Source organism: Streptomyces sp. NPDC046821 (assembly GCF_040645335.1).
Lineage (GTDB): Bacteria > Actinomycetota > Actinomycetes > Streptomycetales > Streptomycetaceae > Streptomyces.
This window is the reverse complement of sequence record NZ_JBEYYB010000017.1, coordinates 1-17,421: the sequence shown is the minus strand read 5'-3', so window position 1 is coordinate 17,421 and position 17,421 is coordinate 1. Positions and strand designations below refer to the sequence as shown.

Annotated in this window: 11 protein-coding genes; all 11 read right to left on the bottom strand. The window is 68.7% G+C overall.

Annotated elements, in window-relative coordinates:
• Positions 1 to 620 precede the first annotated feature (620 nt).
• A complete protein-coding gene (locus tag ABZ893_RS30680) occupies positions 621 to 4,418 on the bottom strand; it encodes a beta-propeller fold lactonase family protein (protein WP_361410259.1) in 3,798 nt (1,265 codons plus the stop codon).
• Positions 4,419 to 4,962: 544 nt separating this feature from the next.
• Positions 4,963 to 6,336 (bottom strand): tryptophanase, encoded by a 1,374-nt coding sequence (locus ABZ893_RS30675; protein WP_361410257.1) that lies wholly within the window; start codon positions 6,334 to 6,336, stop codon positions 4,963 to 4,965.
• Between the two features lie 58 nt (positions 6,337 to 6,394).
• Complete coding sequence (locus ABZ893_RS30670; protein ID WP_361410254.1) at positions 6,395 to 7,564, bottom strand: tryptophan dimethylallyltransferase family protein; 1,170 nt, start codon at positions 7,562 to 7,564, stop codon at positions 6,395 to 6,397.
• A 357-nt stretch (positions 7,565 to 7,921) separates the two neighbouring features.
• A complete protein-coding gene (locus ABZ893_RS30665) occupies positions 7,922 to 9,271 on the bottom strand; it encodes a cytochrome P450 (RefSeq protein ID WP_361410251.1) in 1,350 nt (449 codons plus the stop codon).
• Positions 9,268 to 9,873, bottom strand: a complete 606-nt coding sequence (locus ABZ893_RS30660) for an ATP/GTP-binding protein (protein WP_361410248.1) — start codon at positions 9,871 to 9,873, stop codon at positions 9,268 to 9,270. The genes ABZ893_RS30665 and ABZ893_RS30660 overlap by 4 nt, the downstream gene beginning before the upstream one ends.
• A complete protein-coding gene (locus ABZ893_RS30655) occupies positions 9,848 to 10,231 on the bottom strand; it encodes a DUF742 domain-containing protein (protein WP_361410245.1) in 384 nt (127 codons plus the stop codon). Before ABZ893_RS30655 ends, ABZ893_RS30660 begins: the two co-directional genes overlap by 26 nt.
• On the bottom strand, positions 10,228 to 10,626 hold the full coding sequence (locus ABZ893_RS30650; protein WP_361410242.1) for a roadblock/LC7 domain-containing protein: 399 nt from the start codon (positions 10,624 to 10,626) through the stop codon (positions 10,228 to 10,230). Before ABZ893_RS30650 ends, ABZ893_RS30655 begins: the two co-directional genes overlap by 4 nt.
• The gene (locus ABZ893_RS30645) at positions 10,623 to 11,825 is read right to left on the bottom strand and encodes an ATP-binding protein (protein ID WP_361410239.1); all 1,203 of its coding nucleotides are present in this window, start codon (positions 11,823 to 11,825) and stop codon (positions 10,623 to 10,625) included. Before ABZ893_RS30645 ends, ABZ893_RS30650 begins: the two co-directional genes overlap by 4 nt.
• Before the next feature lie 849 nt (positions 11,826 to 12,674).
• Positions 12,675 to 14,003, bottom strand: a complete 1,329-nt coding sequence (locus ABZ893_RS30640; protein WP_361410236.1) for an acyltransferase — start codon at positions 14,001 to 14,003, stop codon at positions 12,675 to 12,677.
• Positions 14,004 to 14,265: 262 nt separating this feature from the next.
• Positions 14,266 to 15,990 carry a styrene monooxygenase/indole monooxygenase family protein gene (locus ABZ893_RS30635; RefSeq protein ID WP_361410233.1) on the bottom strand — a complete coding sequence of 575 codons (1,725 nt, stop codon included), beginning with the start codon at positions 15,988 to 15,990 and terminating at the stop codon, positions 14,266 to 14,268.
• An 80-nt stretch (positions 15,991 to 16,070) separates the two neighbouring features.
• Positions 16,071 to 17,291 carry a styrene monooxygenase/indole monooxygenase family protein gene (locus ABZ893_RS30630; protein WP_361410580.1) on the bottom strand — a complete coding sequence of 407 codons (1,221 nt, stop codon included), beginning with the start codon at positions 17,289 to 17,291 and terminating at the stop codon, positions 16,071 to 16,073.
• Positions 17,292 to 17,421: the final 130 nt, after the last annotated feature.

The following is a 17,421-nucleotide window of genomic DNA, read 5'->3' as shown; positions in this document are numbered from 1 at the left end:
GCTTCCTGACACCTTCGAGGACTGCGTCGGCCGAGCGCCACGTGGTCCGCACGTGGCGCCGGCCCTGTTCATCGCCGGCGCCGCGACCGCCGACGGGTTGAGAGCGGGCAGTGGCTCATCGAGCCCGGCGCCCCGTGGCGAGTTCTGCACTCGTGACCCTTGGCCTCAGGCACTCAGACGAGGTGCGGCGGACGATTCGTGGTCGACTTCCCTGCGCCCCGCCAGCGCCCTATTCGCCGTGGCCATACCGCGGAAGCAGTCGAAGGAGGCCGAGGAGACGCAAGAGGCCTTCATCAACGGGGTGTTGAGTCCGCTCGCGAGGCCGGCAGCCCGACGGCGACAACCCTGTGTGGATCGCCTCAGTGGCCGTACCGGGGCCATGGCCAGACCCACCCGGGTCTGATGGAGTTTGATCCGCTCCAGTGCCAGGGAGACGAGGCAGCCGAGAGTGCGCAGGAGCTCTTGGACGCTGTCGGCCGGATTGGTGCGGCGTTCGCGCATGACCGCTCCGGGATCCCTTGCGCTCCTTGTTTCATGCCGGCCACAGACGAGGCGCCGCACTCTCCTGGAGCGCGGCGCCTCATCCTTGCGGCCAGTACTGCGAGGTCAGTGCCGAGGGGTCAGTCTCCGGCCCCGGGCACGTTCCCGTAGATGTGATGCTGCGGTGCGGGCATCTTGCTGTGCTGCCCGCGGATCGCCTTCCAGATCTCCTCGTTGAGGGCCGCGGAGCCGGCCTGGTCGGGGGATCCGGCCATCTCCTGCGGAGTCATGGCCAGGGAGGGGAAGACCGACGGGTCGGCGGCCGGGCTGGTCTGGCTGAGCGCCTGCTTCCGCAGGGCCGGCTGGGAGCCGACGGCGGGGGCGTACGACACCCAGATCGGGTAGCTGCCGACCTGGATCGGCGTACCGGCCTTGCCCGTCGAGGTCGACAGGGGCACGAGCGTGCCCTGGCCGGCCGCGGTGGCGAACACCGTGGTGCCGTCGGGCGAGACCGCGACACCGCTCGCGGCGGAGCCGGCGGTCAGCGCGGGCTCGGCCGTCCCGGTCGCGGTGTCGATCGGGGTGACCTTGTCGCTGCCGGTGTTGGCCACGTACGCGGTCTTGCCGTCGGCCGAGACGCTGATGTTGAACGGCGTCGCACCGGTCTTGATCCGGTCGCGCGGGGCGCCGGAGGCCAGGTCGATCGGCGTGACGTCGCCGGATCCCATGTCGGTCACGTACGCGGTCCTGCCGTCAGGGGTGACGGCGATGCCGAACGGCTGGCTGCCGGTCTTGATCGCCGCGCCGGCGGTACGGGAGTCCGTCCTGACCGGTGTCACGGTGTCGCTCCACTTGTTCGCGACATAGAGGGTGGAACCGTCCGGGGTGAGCGCCAGGTTCTCCGGGCCGCTGCCCACACCGATCTCCGCACCGGGCTTTCCGGTCGCGATGTCGACGGGCTGCACGGCGTTGTCGCCGTAGGCGCTGACCCACAGGGTCTTGTTGTCAGGGCTGACGGCGAGTCCGGCCGGGGTCTTGCCCACCGGGATGGTGGACACCACCGCGTCGGCGGCCACGTCGATCACGCTTACGGTGTTCGAGCCCTGGTTGGCGACGAACGCCCTGGTGTGGTCAGGGCTGACGGCGATCGTGCCGGGGGCCGATCCCACCTGGATGTCGGCGAGGAGCTTCCCGGTGGACACATCGACGGCGGAGACGCTGTTGCTGGAGTAGTTCGCCACGAATGCCTGCGGCACCTGCGCGGTGTGCGGGTCCGGTACAACGGTCGCGACAGTGGCCTTTTGCGAGGCTGTCATGTGCCCGTTGACCGGATAGTCCGCCTGCACGGTGAACCGCTGCTGGCCGTACGTCGCGCCCGAGGGCACCGCGACCTTCCAGGTCAGCGTGGAGTCAGCGCCGGGCGCGAGCGTGCCGAGGTCGGACGGGGTGTCCGGGGTGGCCTTCCAGCCGTCCGGCGTGGTCAGCCGCACCTTCGCGCCGGTCAGCGGGGTGCTGCCGGGGTTGGTGACCTTGCCCGTGACCGTGAGGGTCTGACCCGGCTTCACGATCGGGTCGGAGACGGTCGCCGTGACGCTCGGCGGCGTGACCGTGCTGTACGGGGTGAAGTCGGGCTTGTCGGTGAAGGAGTAGATCATCGGCAGCGCCGCGGCGTCGTACTGCGACATCGGATCGACACCCAGGAACAGCTCCATGGTGCGGAGCATCGACACCTGGCTGTAGAAGTGCGAGTCGACCTTGCCGGTCTGCGTGTACGGGCTGATCACCGAGGCGATCGTGCGGTGGGCGTCGACGTGGTCGGGACCCGCCTGGGCGTCGTCCTCGACGACGAAGATCGCCGTGCTCTTCCAGTACTTCGAGTGCGACACGGTGTCGACGATCTTGCCGAGCGCGAGGTCGTTGTCGGCGACCAGCTGCTTCGCCGTCGCACCGCCCGCGGTGTGGTCGCGCGGCAGGTCGATGAACTGCATCTTGGGCAGGTTGTCGTGGGCGACGTAGCCCTGGAAGTCTTTGTTCCACACGTCGTAGCGGTGCTGATCGGTGACACCCATGTCGAACCACGGGTACGCGTGGTTGGTCTGGGCGTCCAGCAGCGGGTCGTGCGCGCAGAAATCGTCCTTCGCGCACTTGACCTTTTCGTCCTGCGTGATCCAGTCGTGCGGCACCACGAACTGGCCGTAGTTGCGGAACGGCACCTTCTGCTGCGCGAGCTTGTCCCACAGGTAGGCGTGGTCGGGGTCGGCGCCGGCGGCCGCGACGTCGGGGTGGTAGCCCTCGGAGTCGTACTCCGAGCCGTTGCCCGCGTAGCCCTGAGCGGTGGCCGTCTCGTTCTCGCCGTTGGAGCTGGCCTGGGTGGCCCACTGCCAGCCGTTCTGGCTGACCTCGCCGTTGACGTAGAAGTTGTCGAGGGTGACGAACTGGTCAGCGAGTTTGTGGTGGTTGGGCGTGACGTCCTTGCCGAAGATCGCCTGGGAGGGGTCTCCGTTGCCCTTGGGGAGGTCGCCGAGCACCTGGTCGTAGGTGCGGTTCTCCTTGACGACGTAGATCACGTGCTTGATCGGCGAGGAGTCGCCGACACGCCGCGGCACGATGGTGCCCGGGGTCTTGCCGTCGAAGCCGCGCACGTCGTTCTTGGCATCGAAACCGTTGTTCTCGCGCACCTGGCGGGTGTACTTCGCGAGCTGGCCGGCGTCCGGGACCGGGACGACGGAGAGGTAGCCCTGCAGTTGGTTCTCGATGTACGGGTGACTGTCCGGATTCGACGCGTCGGAGCCCTTGTTCGGGCCGGTGCCGAGCCCCTTGGCGCTGGTGACGAGCAGCCGTTTGCCGTCCGGGGAGACCTGCACACCTGTCGGGTACCAGCCGGTCGGGATCAGCCCCTTGACCTGGCCGAACTCGCCACGGTCGGAGACGTTGACCACCGCGACGTCGTTGTTGCCGCCGTTGGTGACGTACAGCGTGGCCCGGTCGGGGGAGAGCGTCAGGTTGGTGGGCTGCGCTCCGCCGTGCGCGCCCTTGAACGGGGCCAGCGAGATCGTGTTCGTGACCTGGTTGCTGTCGGAGTCGAGAACCGACACCGTGTCGTTGTCGCCGTTGGCGACGAACAGTCGGTGCTGCTTCGCGTCCAGCAGCATCGCGCCCGGATGGGTGCCGACCGTGACCGCGGGCCGCGCGGTGAGCTTCAGACCGTCGACCGAAAAAACCGAGACCGTCTTCGCGCCCTGGTTGCTGACGTACGCGGTGCGCCCGTCCTCGGAGAGCGTCACACCGTACGGGTAGAGGTCCACCGGCGCCTGATCGGTCTTGCCGGAGGCGACGTCGACGGCGATCAGAGCGCGGGAGTACTGGCCGCTGGCGTACACGGTCTTGTCGTCAGGGGAGACCGCCACGGTCTGCGGGTACGAGCCCTTCGGCAGCGGCAGGGACTTGTTCACGCTCAGCTTGCGCGCTGCCGAGTCCCAGTCCAGGACGAGGACCGCGTTCTTGCCGGCCGTCGCCAGGAAGGCGTGCTTGCCGTCGTGGCTGAAGGCCAGGCCGGGTGCCACACCCTGCGGCACCGAGGAGTTCGAGGTGTCGAGCTCCAGCTCCTGCACGAGCTTGCCGTCGCCGGCGTCGAGCACCTGGACGGTCTGCTTGCCGTGCGCGTTCCGCACGATGTTCGGCACGACCAGCGACTGGCCGTCGGGCGAGAGGACCGCGTTCGCCGGGAAGAAGCCGGCGGCCTTCTGCGCGCCGGCCGGGGTGACCCGCCAGCCCGCGGGCGTGTACGCGGTGCCGTCGCCCTGCGGGCCGGCGTGCTGGAACTCGTCGAGTGCGAAGGCCAGCCCGCCGCCCATGACGAGTGCGCCCGCGCAGACGGCGGCTGTGACCGACTTCCGTGACCTGCGTTTCCGTCCGTTCAGGAGTCCTGTCCATCTCACGGTTCATGTCCCTTCCGTGGACATCGATTCGCCCTTCGCCGTGCGAGGGGAGACCGGAGCGTTGCCTTCCGGCCGCAGCGACTCTGGTCGCCGCAGACGACCGGTAGGGCTGGTCATGCTGTCGTGCACATGAACAGGTCCCGACGGCTGGACTAGACACGTTATTGTTTTGTGACTTGACGAATGGCTAACGTACCGTCAATCGGGTGTTGCTTGTAGCAGTGTGGCGCGATTGATCTTGTTCTTGCTACGGCGTGTGGATTCACGGCGAGGCTGGCTGACCGCCATGTGCCGAATCGCCAGCGACGCGTCACCTTGCGAGACGTCGAGGAGGGCACCGGCCTCTCCCGGATGCGGTGTCCAATGCCCCGCCTGGTCTGCAGGTGCCGCCGGAAACCCACGTGACGATGGTGCCGCCCCCGCTTGCGTGATCGCGAGAGCAGCCGGCGCGGATGGTCGGCTGACGGCCAGAGGCGCTCCGTCAGCCGACCGGGGTGGGCGGCGTCGTACTGCTCGGCGGCGGTGGTTCGCGCGCCCGGGTGGATCAGCCGCCGGACTGCACGGGCTCCAGCTTGATGCTGAAGTGGCGGAGAATCGGTGACTGGCCCGTGACGCGGTAACCGCTCACCGATTCGGGGTTCTTGGCTATGTCCGCCAAGGTGGCGGCGACGTGGTCGTAGTGGCTTCGGGTGTAGACCCGTCGAGGAAGCGCCAGCCGCACGAGTTCGTAAGGTGCGGTCTTGACGGGGTTGCCGTGCTCGTCCTCTTCGCCGAGGTACAGCGAGCCCAACTCCGCCGAGCGGATGCCTCCGCGTAGGTAGAGCTCACAGACCAGCGCGGTGCCGGGGTACTGGTGCGGAGGAATGTGGGGCAGAAGCCGCCCGGCGTTGAGGTAGAGGGCGTGCAGGCCCGAGGGTTCCACGATGTCGACCCCGGCCTCGCGGATGCGTGCGGCGAGGTAGGCGGCTATGTCGGCGCGTTCGGCGAGATAGGACGGTTCGGTGACTTCGAGGAGCCCGCGGGCCATCATGTCGAGGTCACGACCGGCCAGGCCGCCGTAGGTGGTGAATCCCTCGGTGGCGATCAGCAGGCCCCCGCACCTCTCGGCGAGTTCCGGGTCCTTCAGGCCGATGAAGCCGCCGATGTGGACGATGCCGTCCTTCTTCGCGCTCATGACGCAGCCGTCCGCGAGCCGGAACGCCTCCTCGGCGACCTGGCGGGGGGTGCGGTTGGCGTAGCCGGGTTCGCGCTGGGTCACCAGCCAGGCGTTCTCCGCGAACCGGGCTGCGTCCAGGATCATGGGCACGTTGTGGCGGCGGCACAGTTCGGCGGTCCGGTGCAGGTTCTCCATCGAGACCGGCTGACCGCCGCCACCGTTGTTGGTGATGGTCATCAGGACGGCCGCCACGGGCCTCTGGTCCGCGTTCTCCAGGGCATGTTCGAGGGCGATCAGGTCGATGTTGCCCTTGAACGGATAGTCGCTGTCGAGGTCCTTCGCCTCGGCACAGGGCAGGTCGTACGCCTGGCAGCCGGTCAGTTCGACGTTGGCGCGAGTGGTGTCGAAGTGCGTGTTGGACAGCACACTCGTGCCGGGCTTGAGCAGCGCGGAGAACAGGATGCGCTCGGCGGCGCGACCCTGGTGTGCCGGCAGGATGTGGGGGTAGCCGGTGAGTTCGGAGACGACCTCGTGCCACCGGTAGTAACTGCGGCTGCCTGCGTAGGACTCGTCGCCGTTCATGCCGGCGGCGAGTTGGTCCGCGGAGATGGCGCCGGTCCCCGAGTCGCTGAGCAGGTCGATGGTGACTTCGTCGGAACGCAGGTCGAAGGGGTTGTAGGCGACCCGCTTCAGCGCGGCCTCGCGCTCCGCCCGGGTGGTGAAGGCGATCGGTTCTACGACTTTGATGCGGTACGGCTCCACGTGTCTTCCTTCTGTGCGGTGTGCTGGCTTACGTGGCCTGCGGCCTTGTGCCCGAGGTTCAGGACGCCCTGAGGCGTTGTGCGGGCACGAGGTCGGCCTGCGGATGCTGCTCCTGCGGCGGCCTGACGGAATAGGCCTCGGACGACAGGTAGGCGGTGATCCGGGGCTGCCGGCTTCGCTCGTACACGAGAGCGAGATAGGCGATCAGCCCCGCACCATCGGCAAGCTGTCGCTGCGTCAGAGCGCGCAGGCTCCGCTTCAGGACCGTGGGGTCCATGCCGAACCGGGTCAGCAGGGCCGTTGCCAGGGCGAGGGCCTCCTCGTCGTCGCGGACGTAGTCGCGTACGGGGATGTGGAGCGTGAAGCCGCTCGGGGCGGTCTCGCCTTCGGTGAAGGAATGGCAGGTGAGTGCGGGCCGCCGCAGAAGCCGCAGCGTGCCGTCCACACCCTGCCCGGACGGCGGGAGGGATCCCGCGGCCGCATGGAAGAAGTACCGGATGTCGGCCGCCGCGGCCCCGGAGTCACGGCTCAGCGCGCAGGCGTCGTCGGCCGACATGTGCGGGTGTTTCACGTACACCTTGGTGCGCGGTGACTTCCAGTCGCCGAGGTCCAGTGCGAGGAAGGGATACCCCGCCCCGGAGGGAAGCTCCGCGAAGGCCTTGTCGTAGCCGAGTCGGCGCAGCGCCTCTTCCACGGTGCGTGCAGCGTGCTCGGGTCCGGCGGCGGAGGGGTTCACATAGACCTTGACTCCGGGGGCCTTTCCCGCGCGCAGGTCGAGCGCGTACCACAGCGCCAGTGGCCCCTCGGCCCCAGCGGGGAAGAACAGGTCCTCCAGGGCGTCGAGTTGGTCGGTGGGGAAGCTCCAGCGGGCGGCCATCGCGCGGATGGCCGTGAGCCCGGCGCGAGCGCTGTCGCCCATGGTGCCGTGGGCCCAGCCGGGCTCCACGAGCACCCGCAGTGCCGGGGCGGCGTCCGGCGTGTGGGCGAGAGAGAACTCGACGGGTGTGTGGTCGTCGGAGAGGAAGCTGGGCGACGCCGGGGGCAGGGACAGCGGTCGCCGGACGGCGCCTGCGAGGGAGTCGAGCAGGACCTGTCCGTACAGCGCGATGTCCGTCTCGCTCAGGCCCACCGTGGCGCCGAGGCGCCGTAGTTGGCCGAGGACGTGGCCGCCGAGCGTTGCCTCACCGAGTCCGGCTGCCCGTATGCCGGTTTCCGGCAGGGTGCTCATCGCGTCCCTCGCGCTTCGTGGCGCCGAGAGTGTCCGCAGGATGCGGGAGAGCGGCCGTCGGCAGCGCCGGCGGGAGAGGAGACGAAGGACGATCCGCCGGGAGAGGCGGGTATTCGGTCCTGCGAAATACCCGGGTCACCGCCCCCGCACGGATTCCTTCTACTGGATGTGGTGCGCCGATGGCCCGGCTGGTTGCCTGCGGAACGGGGCGCGGAGGTTGCGAGGTGCACTGCCTCTCCTTCATCTTGTGCATCTTGTGTCACTCCAGACACTCCGCGCTGTCCTACCCGAGTTACTGAACCGTCATGCAGGCTGCAACAACTCCCCGTGTCGCCTGCGTCACAGGCCGTTCGGCGGCTACTGGCCCGTCAGCCACCTCACGAAGCTGCTCCAGCGCCCCGACTTGCCGACGGTGGACTGCGACGCCACGGGCTCGGGCGAGCCAGGAGCGTGCGCCTGGTCGTCTCGTGGCACGGCCGTCGGCTGCGGCCCCGCCGCAGGGCGAGGGGTGACCACGCCGAAGCGGACGGGCAGCGCGGCCAGCGCCCGGTTGAAGGGGCCGGGCCGCCAGACGAGGCTGTCCGCGGGGACCGCGAGCTCGACGTCGGGCAGCGCGTTGAACAGTGCCTCCAGACCGGTCAAGGCGATGAGCCGGGCCGGTTCCTTCGACGGGCATGAGTGCGGGCCCGCGCTCCAGGCGAGGTGCCCGCGCGTGTCGGCCCCCTGGTCCGCCAGCGCCGTGTTGGCGGCACCGAAGGACACCAGGACCAGCTCGCCGGCGCGCACCTTGTCGCCTGCCACGTCCGTGTCGACGACCGGGTAGTGCGGCGCGTAGTTGGACATCGGGGGGTTACGCCACAGGGTGTCGTCAAGGGCCTTGTCGAACTGCCCGTTGCGCGCGTAGTCCTCGTTGGTCAGCATCGTGTAGAAGCCGTTGCCGATGAGGTTGCCTTCCGGCTCACCGCCTGCGCCGAGGAGCAGTACCAGCGTGTGTGCCAGCTCCTCGTCGGTCAGCTGCGCCGGGTGCTGCATCAGGTAGGACGTGATGTCCTCCCCCGGCTGGGCGCGCTTGAGTGCCACCAGTTCGCTGACCGCCTGGAGCAGGACCTGGCTGGCCTGCTCGGCGTTGACTCCGTCGAACATGCCGGCGATGCCGAAGAGCACTCGGTCGCCGATCTCCGGCGGGCAGCCGAAGAGTTCGTTGAACACGTACAGGGGGAGCTGCTGGGCGTAGTCCCTGAGCAGGTCGGCCGATCCGCGCGCGCTGAACTGGTTGATGAGGAACTGGGCGGCCTGGTTGACGATCCGGCTCAGTCGGCTGTTGCTGATGCGGGCGAAGGACTCGGTGATGGCCTGACGCAGCCGCAGATGCTCGGCGCCGTCGGAGAACATGCAATTGGGCCGGTAGGCCAGCAACGGCAGGACCGGGCTGTCGGGGCTGATCAGGCCTTCACTCAACGCACGCCAGCGGCGTGAGTCCTTGCGGAAGGTCGACGGGTCCTGCAGAAGATCGAGGGCTGCGCCGTAGTCCGTCACCAGGGTCGCGTCCACACCGGGTGCGATGGTGACGGGCGTCGTCGGGCCGAACTGGCGCATGTACCGGTAGTGCGCGTGCGGGTCGGCGGCGAACTCCGGTGTGTCGAGGGGTATGCGCCGGCCGCTGCCGTGCGCGGGGCAGCCGGGCGGGGGTACAGGGGGCGTTGTCATGCGTGCTCCAGGGCGGCGCGCTCAAGAAGGTAGTGGACCATGGTGATCAGTGCGTTCACGGACGAGCCCTTGTCGCGGGCGTCGATCGTGACGACAGGGGTGTCGGGAAGCAGGTCCAGCGCCTCCCGGACCGCCTCGGGGGTGTGCTCCACGCCGCCGTCGAACTGGTTGATGGCCACGGCGTAGTCGAGGCCGTAGCGCTCGACCAGGTCCATGACCTCGAAGCTGTCCGCCAGACGCTCGGGGTCCACCAGCACCAGGGCCCCAAGGGATCCGCGGGCCATGTCGTCCCACAGATCGACGAACCGCTGCTGTCCGGGTGACCCGAACAGGTACAGCACGATGCGCTCACTGAGGGTCAGACGACCGAAGTCCAGGGCGACAGTGGTAGTGGTCTTCCCCTGTACTCCTTTGAGGTCGTCCACGGTCTCCGAGAGGCTTGTCATCTGCTCCTCGGTGGACAGCGGCGCGATTTCGGAGAGCGAGCCGATCAGGGTGGTCTTGCCGACGGCGAAGTGCCCGACGACCAGGATTTTCACCGCAGTCTGCTGCGCACCGCTGCGCACGTACGCGTCCTCAGACAGGGAGGGCCTTGAGACCATCGAGCACCTCCTGAAGAAGAGATCTTGTGGCGAGTCGAGCCGAGGGCACTGGTGCACGGGTGACCAGATAGCCACCCTCGGCGAGGGAACTGAGCAAGACCTTGACGACGCCGAGCGGCAACTGGGAGTGCCCGGCGATCTCGGCGACCGACAGGTAGCCGCTGGAGCACATCTCCAGGACCTGCCGCTCCTCGGGCGAGAGCCGCTGGGGGCGCTGCCGCTCATCGGACGCCGTCGTGACGAGGGTGATGAGGGTGAACTCGTTGTCGTCGAGCAGGTCACGCCCACGGGTGATGACGTAGGGCCGGACTAATGCGCCGGTCTCGATCTCGGGGTCGGTGCGGCCAGGATCCGTCATGAGGTGACCGGCTCGGCGCGGAGGCCGGTCGACATCGCCTTGCCCAGCCGGCTGACCAGCTGCTGCATCCGGTACGTGATGTCCCCCATGTCGACCTCGGCGGACGCCGCCACGGCGAGGTAGGAACCGCCGCCCGCCGCGTTGAGGAAGACCCAGCCACCGTCGAACTCGATGAGCGTCTGACGCCAGGCGTCACGGTCGTCACCACAGAAGAACCCGACGGACCGGCTGAGCGACTGCAGACCGCTGACAGCGGCGGCCACCTTGTCGGCATCGTCCCGGCCGATCTCCGCTGTGCGGGACATCTGCAGGCCGTCGGCAGAGATCAGAACCGCGTGGAGGGCATGGGGAATCGCCAGCGCGTCCTCAAGCATCCAGGACAGGTCGTCGCTCACGGGGCATCGGTTCCTTTGTATGAATCGGCAGGACTGGACTCTCGTTCGACGGGCGGTACCCCCGCACTTCGGCCGTTGACGGTGCCGCGCTGGAAGGCCCCCATCACCGCCACCCGGGCCTCCGGCGACCGGGCGGGCGGCGCGGAGGAGTTGGCGGTCTGACCGTCCGTCACGAGTGCCATCCCGCGTTTGTTCCGTCGCTGAGGCAGTCCGTCAGATGTCGTCGTGGGAGCCGAACCGCTCCCGTCCGACCCCGAACCGGCCTCTCGCGCTGCGCTGGGCTTCTTCGGCTCCGGCATGTTGGTCAGCATCTCCTTCGGCACCATCACCACCGCGCGGACGCCTCCGTACGGAGAGGTGCTGTCGATGGTGACCGTGAACCCGAAACGCGCGCACAACGCACCGATCACCGCGAAACCGAACGCCGGAGGGTTGCCGAGTTCGGAGACGCTCACCGCGGACCCACTGGACAAGAGGACCGAGGCGTTCGTCTTCTCCTCCTCGCTCATTCCGACACCCGCGTCATCGATCACGATGCAGATGCCCTTGGGCACCGTCCGCACGTTGACCTCGACCATGGATGTCGGCGCCGAGTAGCTGGTGGCGTTGTCGAGCAGTTCGGCCACCGTCAGCGCGACCGGCTCGACGGCCCGGCTGGTCACCGCGAAGTCCACCTGGGACAGGACGTCGACGCGCTGGTAGTGCCGAATACGGCCCTGTGCTCCGCGGATCACGTCATAGACCGATGCCGCCTCACGCTGCCGGCCGAGCCACCCTCCGCACAGCACAGCGATGGACTGCGCCCGCCGGTTGAACTGCGCGTTCATGTGGTCGACATCCAGCATGTCCCGCAGCACCTGCGAGTCGCCGTACTTCGTTTGCAGCCCGGAGATGGCCCGCTGCTGCTCCGCCGCGAGGCCCTGGAGCGTCTGCATCGCGGACTTCAGTACGGTGTTGGTGGCGTTCTCCGCCTCTTCCTTGGCCTGCCGGACCACCTCGGCGTAGCCGTTCCGCAGCTCTTCGAGGGTGGATTCGAGACGCGTGTGGCTGTTGTGCAGCTCGACCAACTCGCTCTCGACGCCCAGCTTCTGACGGCGCAACGACTTGATCGTTTTTCGCTGGCGAACGACAACAGTGGTGGCGACAGGGACGCCGGCAGCAAGCGCCCAGACTGTCGGATCCTGCCAAAAATTCGTCATGTGACTCTCTTGTGAGCGGCTGGATTCCAGCTCTCGGAATCTGTCTGGGCGGACCCTGGACCGTGGGCAGCCTTCACCACCCGGAGGGCCCCCCTGGCTGTAGCCATGCCGAGGAGAAAGCTCACGTGGCATGTGCCCGGAACCTTATCACCGGGCGATCATGATGCCGTGTCAAGTCTGCCACGCCGTAACTGCGTTGGCGAGAAATCTACGCTGGGGCAAGTGAAGGAGATGTGATAAACGGCGTACGGACTCGCAACGGAGGTTCCAGCGCTGAGCTGATGGCCGATTGAGCGCCAGGGATCGGGCCGGCCGCTCCGCCGCGTCCAAGCACTCCGCCGTAGGTGTGGCTGTCGTGACCTGAGGTCCTGGACGGAACTCCTGCGTCGCGGAGGCTGCGCCGGGCACCCGGCAATTGCCCGCCGACGGCCTGAAAGTGGCGTTCTCGCGGAGGACCTGGAGGGCGTCAGGCAACAACTGGCTGCTGGTGGTGCCCCGCTCTCGACGAGTGGCGGACGCACTTTCTGTGGGTGCTCACGCCGGAAGGGGCACGGCGTCACCCTGATATGCGAATGCCGCGCGGCGCCCCCGACACCCCCTGCGATGACGACACCCGGTTCCGGTCCGTTACTACTTCGCCCTCAGGCTCCCACGGGGGGCAAAGGGCTGTTCCGTATGGTTCCGGCCGTCTCCTGGTAGGCCAAAGCCCCACGTCTCGGGGGCGTGGGGCTTTGGCGGACCTTCAGGTCCTTGCCGCGGGTGGCTGCTTCGGGTTCCTCGGCTGCTGGATGCGGGGCCCATCGGCTCGGGTGCCGGGTCGGCCGCGGGCGCCTGCGTGAGCGGAGGTGGCTACATGGGATTGCGGGCGCGGGCCGGAAGCGGCAACCGGGCCGTCTCCAGGAAGCGGCGCAGCCACCTGCCCACCGGCTTCTCCACCCAGCGGGCCACCGCGTAGGACACCGCGAGCAGCACCGCCACCAGCGCGATGAGTAGCGGCCACCTCGGGACGTCGTGATGGAACGCCCGGATCGCGGTGTAGCCGATCTCGTCGTGGAGCACGTACAGCGGGTACGTCATGGCCCCCGCCGTGCTGAGCCAGGGGATGTCCAGGCGGGCGAGCGGGCCGATCACTGAGAGCACGAGCACCGTCAGCAGCACGGTGAAGACCGTGACCGAGCCGAGCCAGGAGACGTGCCAGCCCAGGGAGTCCGAGGTCCACGAGGAGCGGCGGGCCAGCTCGTGGGCCTCGACCAGCCAGCTGAAGCCGAACACCGCCCACGTCTCGGGGCGCGAGCCGAAGCGGTGTATGAGGTACAGGCAGACGCCCATGATGAACGGCTGGCTGTAGGACGGCTCGAAGACCATGTCCCACACCGCGGAGTCGGAGAGCTCGGCCGGGATCGACAGCAGTGTCCACGCCAGACAGAACAGCAGCACCCGCAGGTACGTCGCACCGAAGAACAGCACCACCATGAACAGCAGGTAGAACCGCATCTCCGACCACAGCGTCCAGTACACGCCGCTGACCTCGGGAACACCGAGGGGTCTTTCGAACATCGTCAGGTTGAACAGCACAGCCTGGTGCGACTTCGGCTGTATGACGGTGGGTGACAGGGTCAGCACAATCGTGGTGACCAGCACCCCCAGCCAGTACGCCGGGTACAGGCGAGAGATGCGGGAGGCGGTGAACTGGCGCATCGTGCGCCCCCACCCCGACATGCAGATCGCGAACCCGCTGACGGCGAAGAAGATCTCGACGCCGAGGTAGCCGTACTGCGCGAGGTGGTGCGCCGCCGGGAACGCCTTGGTGGTGGACGTCTCCCAGGCGCCCTGTGTGCTCCCGGCACCGGAGGCGACGAAGTGGTACGTGACCACCATCAACGCGGCGACCAGGCGCAGCCCGTCCACCGCGCGCAGGCGGCCGCCGTTCGAAGGGGCGCGTTCCGGCGGGTCGAGGTAGCTGTGGAGGCGCCGGGCGAGGCGGGCGAGCGGCTTGTCGGGCGGGCACCCGGGCGGCGGGGCGCCTGGGCGGGAGGACACCCGGTCCGGGGCGGCGGGGCTGGGGGGCGCCCCGTCCGGGGTGGCGGGAGGGGAGGGCGCCAGTTCCGGAACGGTGGGGCGGAAGGGCGCCTGGTCCGGGACCGTGGATGATGCGTGGCGGTCGTTCGCTGAACTCATACGCGAGCTGTGTTCACTCCTCGGGCGTGCGTGTTGCGTCTCACCCGGGCGTGCCGCTCGGGCCCGACACGCTGGCGGACGGAGGTAAGCCGCCGACGTGGTGAAGGTCAGAACCGGGTGAGAACCGCCGGACGCCACCGCAATCCGGCCAAGATCTTCATCGGGCCGGACGCATACTCGCTCACATATCCGGATGCTTCGCCCTCGCTCGCGGATCCGGATACGGCGTCCTCGCTCACGCATCCGGACGCTTCGTCCTCGCTCACATATCCGGATGTTTCGTCGCCACGTGGTAGTACCCCGAGTGGAACACCAGAGGGGCGCCGCCGTCGGACTCGTACTGTTCGACCTCGCCGATGAAGATGATGTGGTCGCCGGCGTCCAGGCGCTGGACCGTGCGGCACTGGAAGCGGGCGACGGCGCCGTCCAGCAGAGGGGTGCCGGCGATGCCGGCGGTGGTGGGCGTGCCGCGGAATTTGTCGTCGGCCGGGGTCGCGAACTGGCGCGAGAGATGGTGCTGGTCGGCGGCCAGCACATGGACGGCGAAGTGCGAGGCGTCCGTGAAGTCCGGGAGGCTCGGGGCGTTCTTGCCGGGGCACCACAGGACGAGGGGCGGGTCCAGCGAGACGGAGGTGAAGGAGTTCGCGGTCATGCCGACGTTGCGGCCGTCGGGGGCGCGGGCTGTCACGACGGTCACGCCGGTGGCGTACTGGCCCAGCGCGCGGCGCAGTTCGCGGCCGTCGAAACGAGCGGCGTGCTGGGTGCGCTTCTCGGCGAGGAAACGGTGCGCCTCGGCCTCCTCGAACCACCAGCGGTAAAGGGTACGCGGGTCGTCGAAGCCGGCGGCCAGGGCACTCGCGACCGAGGGGATGTCGGCCGCCGCGGAAAGGAGTTCGCGGTGGTGCGGGCTCAGGTCGGTCAGGAGGGAGTTGGTCCAGCCGACGGCCCACTGGGCCCAGCCGCGCCAGAAGTTGTCGAAGGTGCGCTGCATCCACTGCGGGGTGAATTCGCCGGTGCCGTGGCGGAGGATGCTGTCGAGGTAGTGGGACGCGGCCTGGGCCGCGTTGTTCGAACCCTGGCCGGTGATCGGGTCGTTGAGTACGACGGCGTCGGCCATGCCGAGGACGTGCCGGCCGGAGGCGAGGCGGGCGACGGGATGCCGGACGGTCGGGGTGACCCGGCCGCGCAACACACCTCCGCTGTCGGTGAGTTGGGCGTGACGGCAGCGCTCGTACTCGTCGGGGAAGTACCGGTGGAGGATTTCCAGCGAGCGCGCGAGGTGCTCCTCTGGCGTGCGGATGTCGTCCCAGCAGTCCATCGGGCCGCCGGGGACGCCCTCGAAGACCATGATGTCGCAGGGTCCGGTGGTGGTGAGGGCGGGGAAGGTGAAGTATTCGCCCACGCCGGGGACCATGCGGTAGTGGACGGCGGCCTCCCCCTCCCGCGGCGCCGTTCCCGTGACGTACGTCAGAGCCAGCGCGCGGCGCGGCCGGTCGTACGGGGAGAGCTCGGCGTTGCGCGGGAAGAGGCGGCTCAGCTCGCCCTTGCCCGTGGAGACCACGACGAGATCGTGCGTACGGGCGTACCACTCGAGGTCGTTGACGCCCGCCTCATGCAGCACGATCTCGCCGCGACCGTCCTTCGCGAACTGCTCGAGCCAGGCAGCGCACTTGACCCGCTGGTCGACGGAGTGAGCCGGTCCCTCCAGCTGCGCGCGCCAGGAGACTTCCGGAGTGCCGTGCGGACCGATGAGAGAGAGCGCGATGCCGGTGATGTCCGGGGCCTGGTCCTCCCAGTGGTGCAGGCCGAGCTCGCGCTCGCTCTGCAGCGCGGTGTCGAACATGCACTGACTGGACATGACCGGGCCGCGACGTATCTCGTCGGGGCCGCGGTCGCTGACCAGGGTGACGTCATAGCCGTGCGCCTGGAGTCCCAGGGCGAGTTGGGCACCCGCCTGCCCGGCGCCGATCACCGCGATCCTTCTCATGGTCCTGCTGTCCTGCTCTCGTTACGTACGTACTGCTGATGTGCCGTCAGATTGGCTGTTTAAGGAACCTTGACGGAACCTCAGGAACTGACCTCGGTCAGGTAGTTCTTCGCCGAGACCGGGTCCATGAACCAGTGGAACAGGTCGCGCGGGTCGTCGAAGCCGTTGACGAAGCGGGCGGCGATACGGGAGTTGACGCTCGCCGCGCCGAAGAGCTCCAGGACGTGTTGCGGCGGGGCGCCCAGCATCGCGTTGGTCCAGCCCGTGGCGGACTGCGCGTTGTCCCAGAAGCGGCCGAAGGCCAGCTGCATGAACGCCGCGTCGTACGGGCGCTCGCCGTGGTCCAGGATGGTGGCGAGGTAGGAGGCCGCACACTTCGAGGCGTTGTTGGAACCCTGTCCGGTGATCGGGTCGTTGAGGACGACGACGTCGGCGAGGCCGAGCACCTGCGCGCCGGACGGCAGCGTGGCGACGGGCTTGCGGACGGTCGGCGCGAAGCGGCCGGCGAGGGTGCCGTTCCAGTCGGTGAGCGCGATGTCGGTGCAGCGCTCGGCCTCCCACGGGACGTACGTCCGCAGCAGCTCCTGGAACTTCGCGAGCTGCTCGTCGGGGGCGAGACCGTCGAAGCAGTCGAACGGGCCGCCCGGGACGCCCTCGAAGAACATGATGTCGCAGGGGCCGCTGGTGGTGAGGCTGGGCATGGTGAAGTACTCGCCCACACCGGGGACGACGTTGAAGCTGACGCCGGGGCGGTGCGGCAGCGGCGCCATGCCGGTGACGTACGCGAGGGCCAGCGCGCGCTGCGGAGCGTCGTACGGGGAGCGCTCGGCGTCCCGCTCGAACAGTCCGGCGATCTCGCCCTTGCCCGCCGCGACGATCACCAGGTCGGACTCGGCGGCGTAGCGCTCCAGGTCCTCGACGCCGGCCTCGTGAATGTCCAGACGGCCGCCGCGCCGTGCGAACTCGCCCATCCAGATCGGCATCTTGACGCGCTGGTCGACGGAGCGGGCGGTGGCGTCGAGGCGGGCGTCGAAGGAGAGCGCCCGGCCACCCTGGCCGTCCGCGATGCTCACGCCGAGCCCGGCGATCGGCGGGCAGGCGTCGCCCCAGAAGTCGAGGGCCAGGTCACGCTCGTGAGCCAGGGCGGTGCCGAACATGGCCTGGCTGGACATGACCCGGCCCTCGCGGATCTCGTCTCCGGTGCGGTTGGACACGATGGTGACGTCGAAACCGTGGCCGAGCAGACCGATGCCGAGCTGGAGGCCGGCCTGGCCGGCTCCGACGATGGTGATCTTGCGCATGGGGGGACCTCCGGGGGTCGGTTCGTGCGGTGGTGTGAAGCCGTGGCGCAGCACGTTCAGTGTGCCGCCACCGTTCTCCATGTCGATCGTCAGTAACTTCACCAGCCGGTCTAGGACCTGATCTCGCTGC

What these genes read in the sequence shown, in the direction of transcription:
- ABZ893_RS30670 (WP_361410254.1), bottom strand. Translation starts at nt 7,564, where the DNA reads ATGAGCACCCTGCCGGAAACCGGCATACGGGCAGCCGGACTCGGTGAG.
- ABZ893_RS30665 (WP_361410251.1), bottom strand. Translation starts at nt 9,271, where the DNA reads ATGACAACGCCCCCTGTACCCCCGCCCGGCTGCCCCGCGCACGGCAGC.
- ABZ893_RS30660 (WP_361410248.1), bottom strand. Translation starts at nt 9,873, where the DNA reads ATGGTCTCAAGGCCCTCCCTGTCTGAGGACGCGTACGTGCGCAGCGGT.
- ABZ893_RS30655 (WP_361410245.1), bottom strand. Translation starts at nt 10,231, where the DNA reads ATGACGGATCCTGGCCGCACCGACCCCGAGATCGAGACCGGCGCATTA.
- ABZ893_RS30645 (WP_361410239.1), bottom strand. Translation starts at nt 11,825, where the DNA reads ATGACGAATTTTTGGCAGGATCCGACAGTCTGGGCGCTTGCTGCCGGC.
- ABZ893_RS30640 (WP_361410236.1), bottom strand. Translation starts at nt 14,003, where the DNA reads ATGAGTTCAGCGAACGACCGCCACGCATCATCCACGGTCCCGGACCAG.
- ABZ893_RS30635 (WP_361410233.1), bottom strand. Translation starts at nt 15,990, where the DNA reads ATGAGAAGGATCGCGGTGATCGGCGCCGGGCAGGCGGGTGCCCAACTC.
- ABZ893_RS30630 (WP_361410580.1), bottom strand. Translation starts at nt 17,291, where the DNA reads ATGCGCAAGATCACCATCGTCGGAGCCGGCCAGGCCGGCCTCCAGCTC.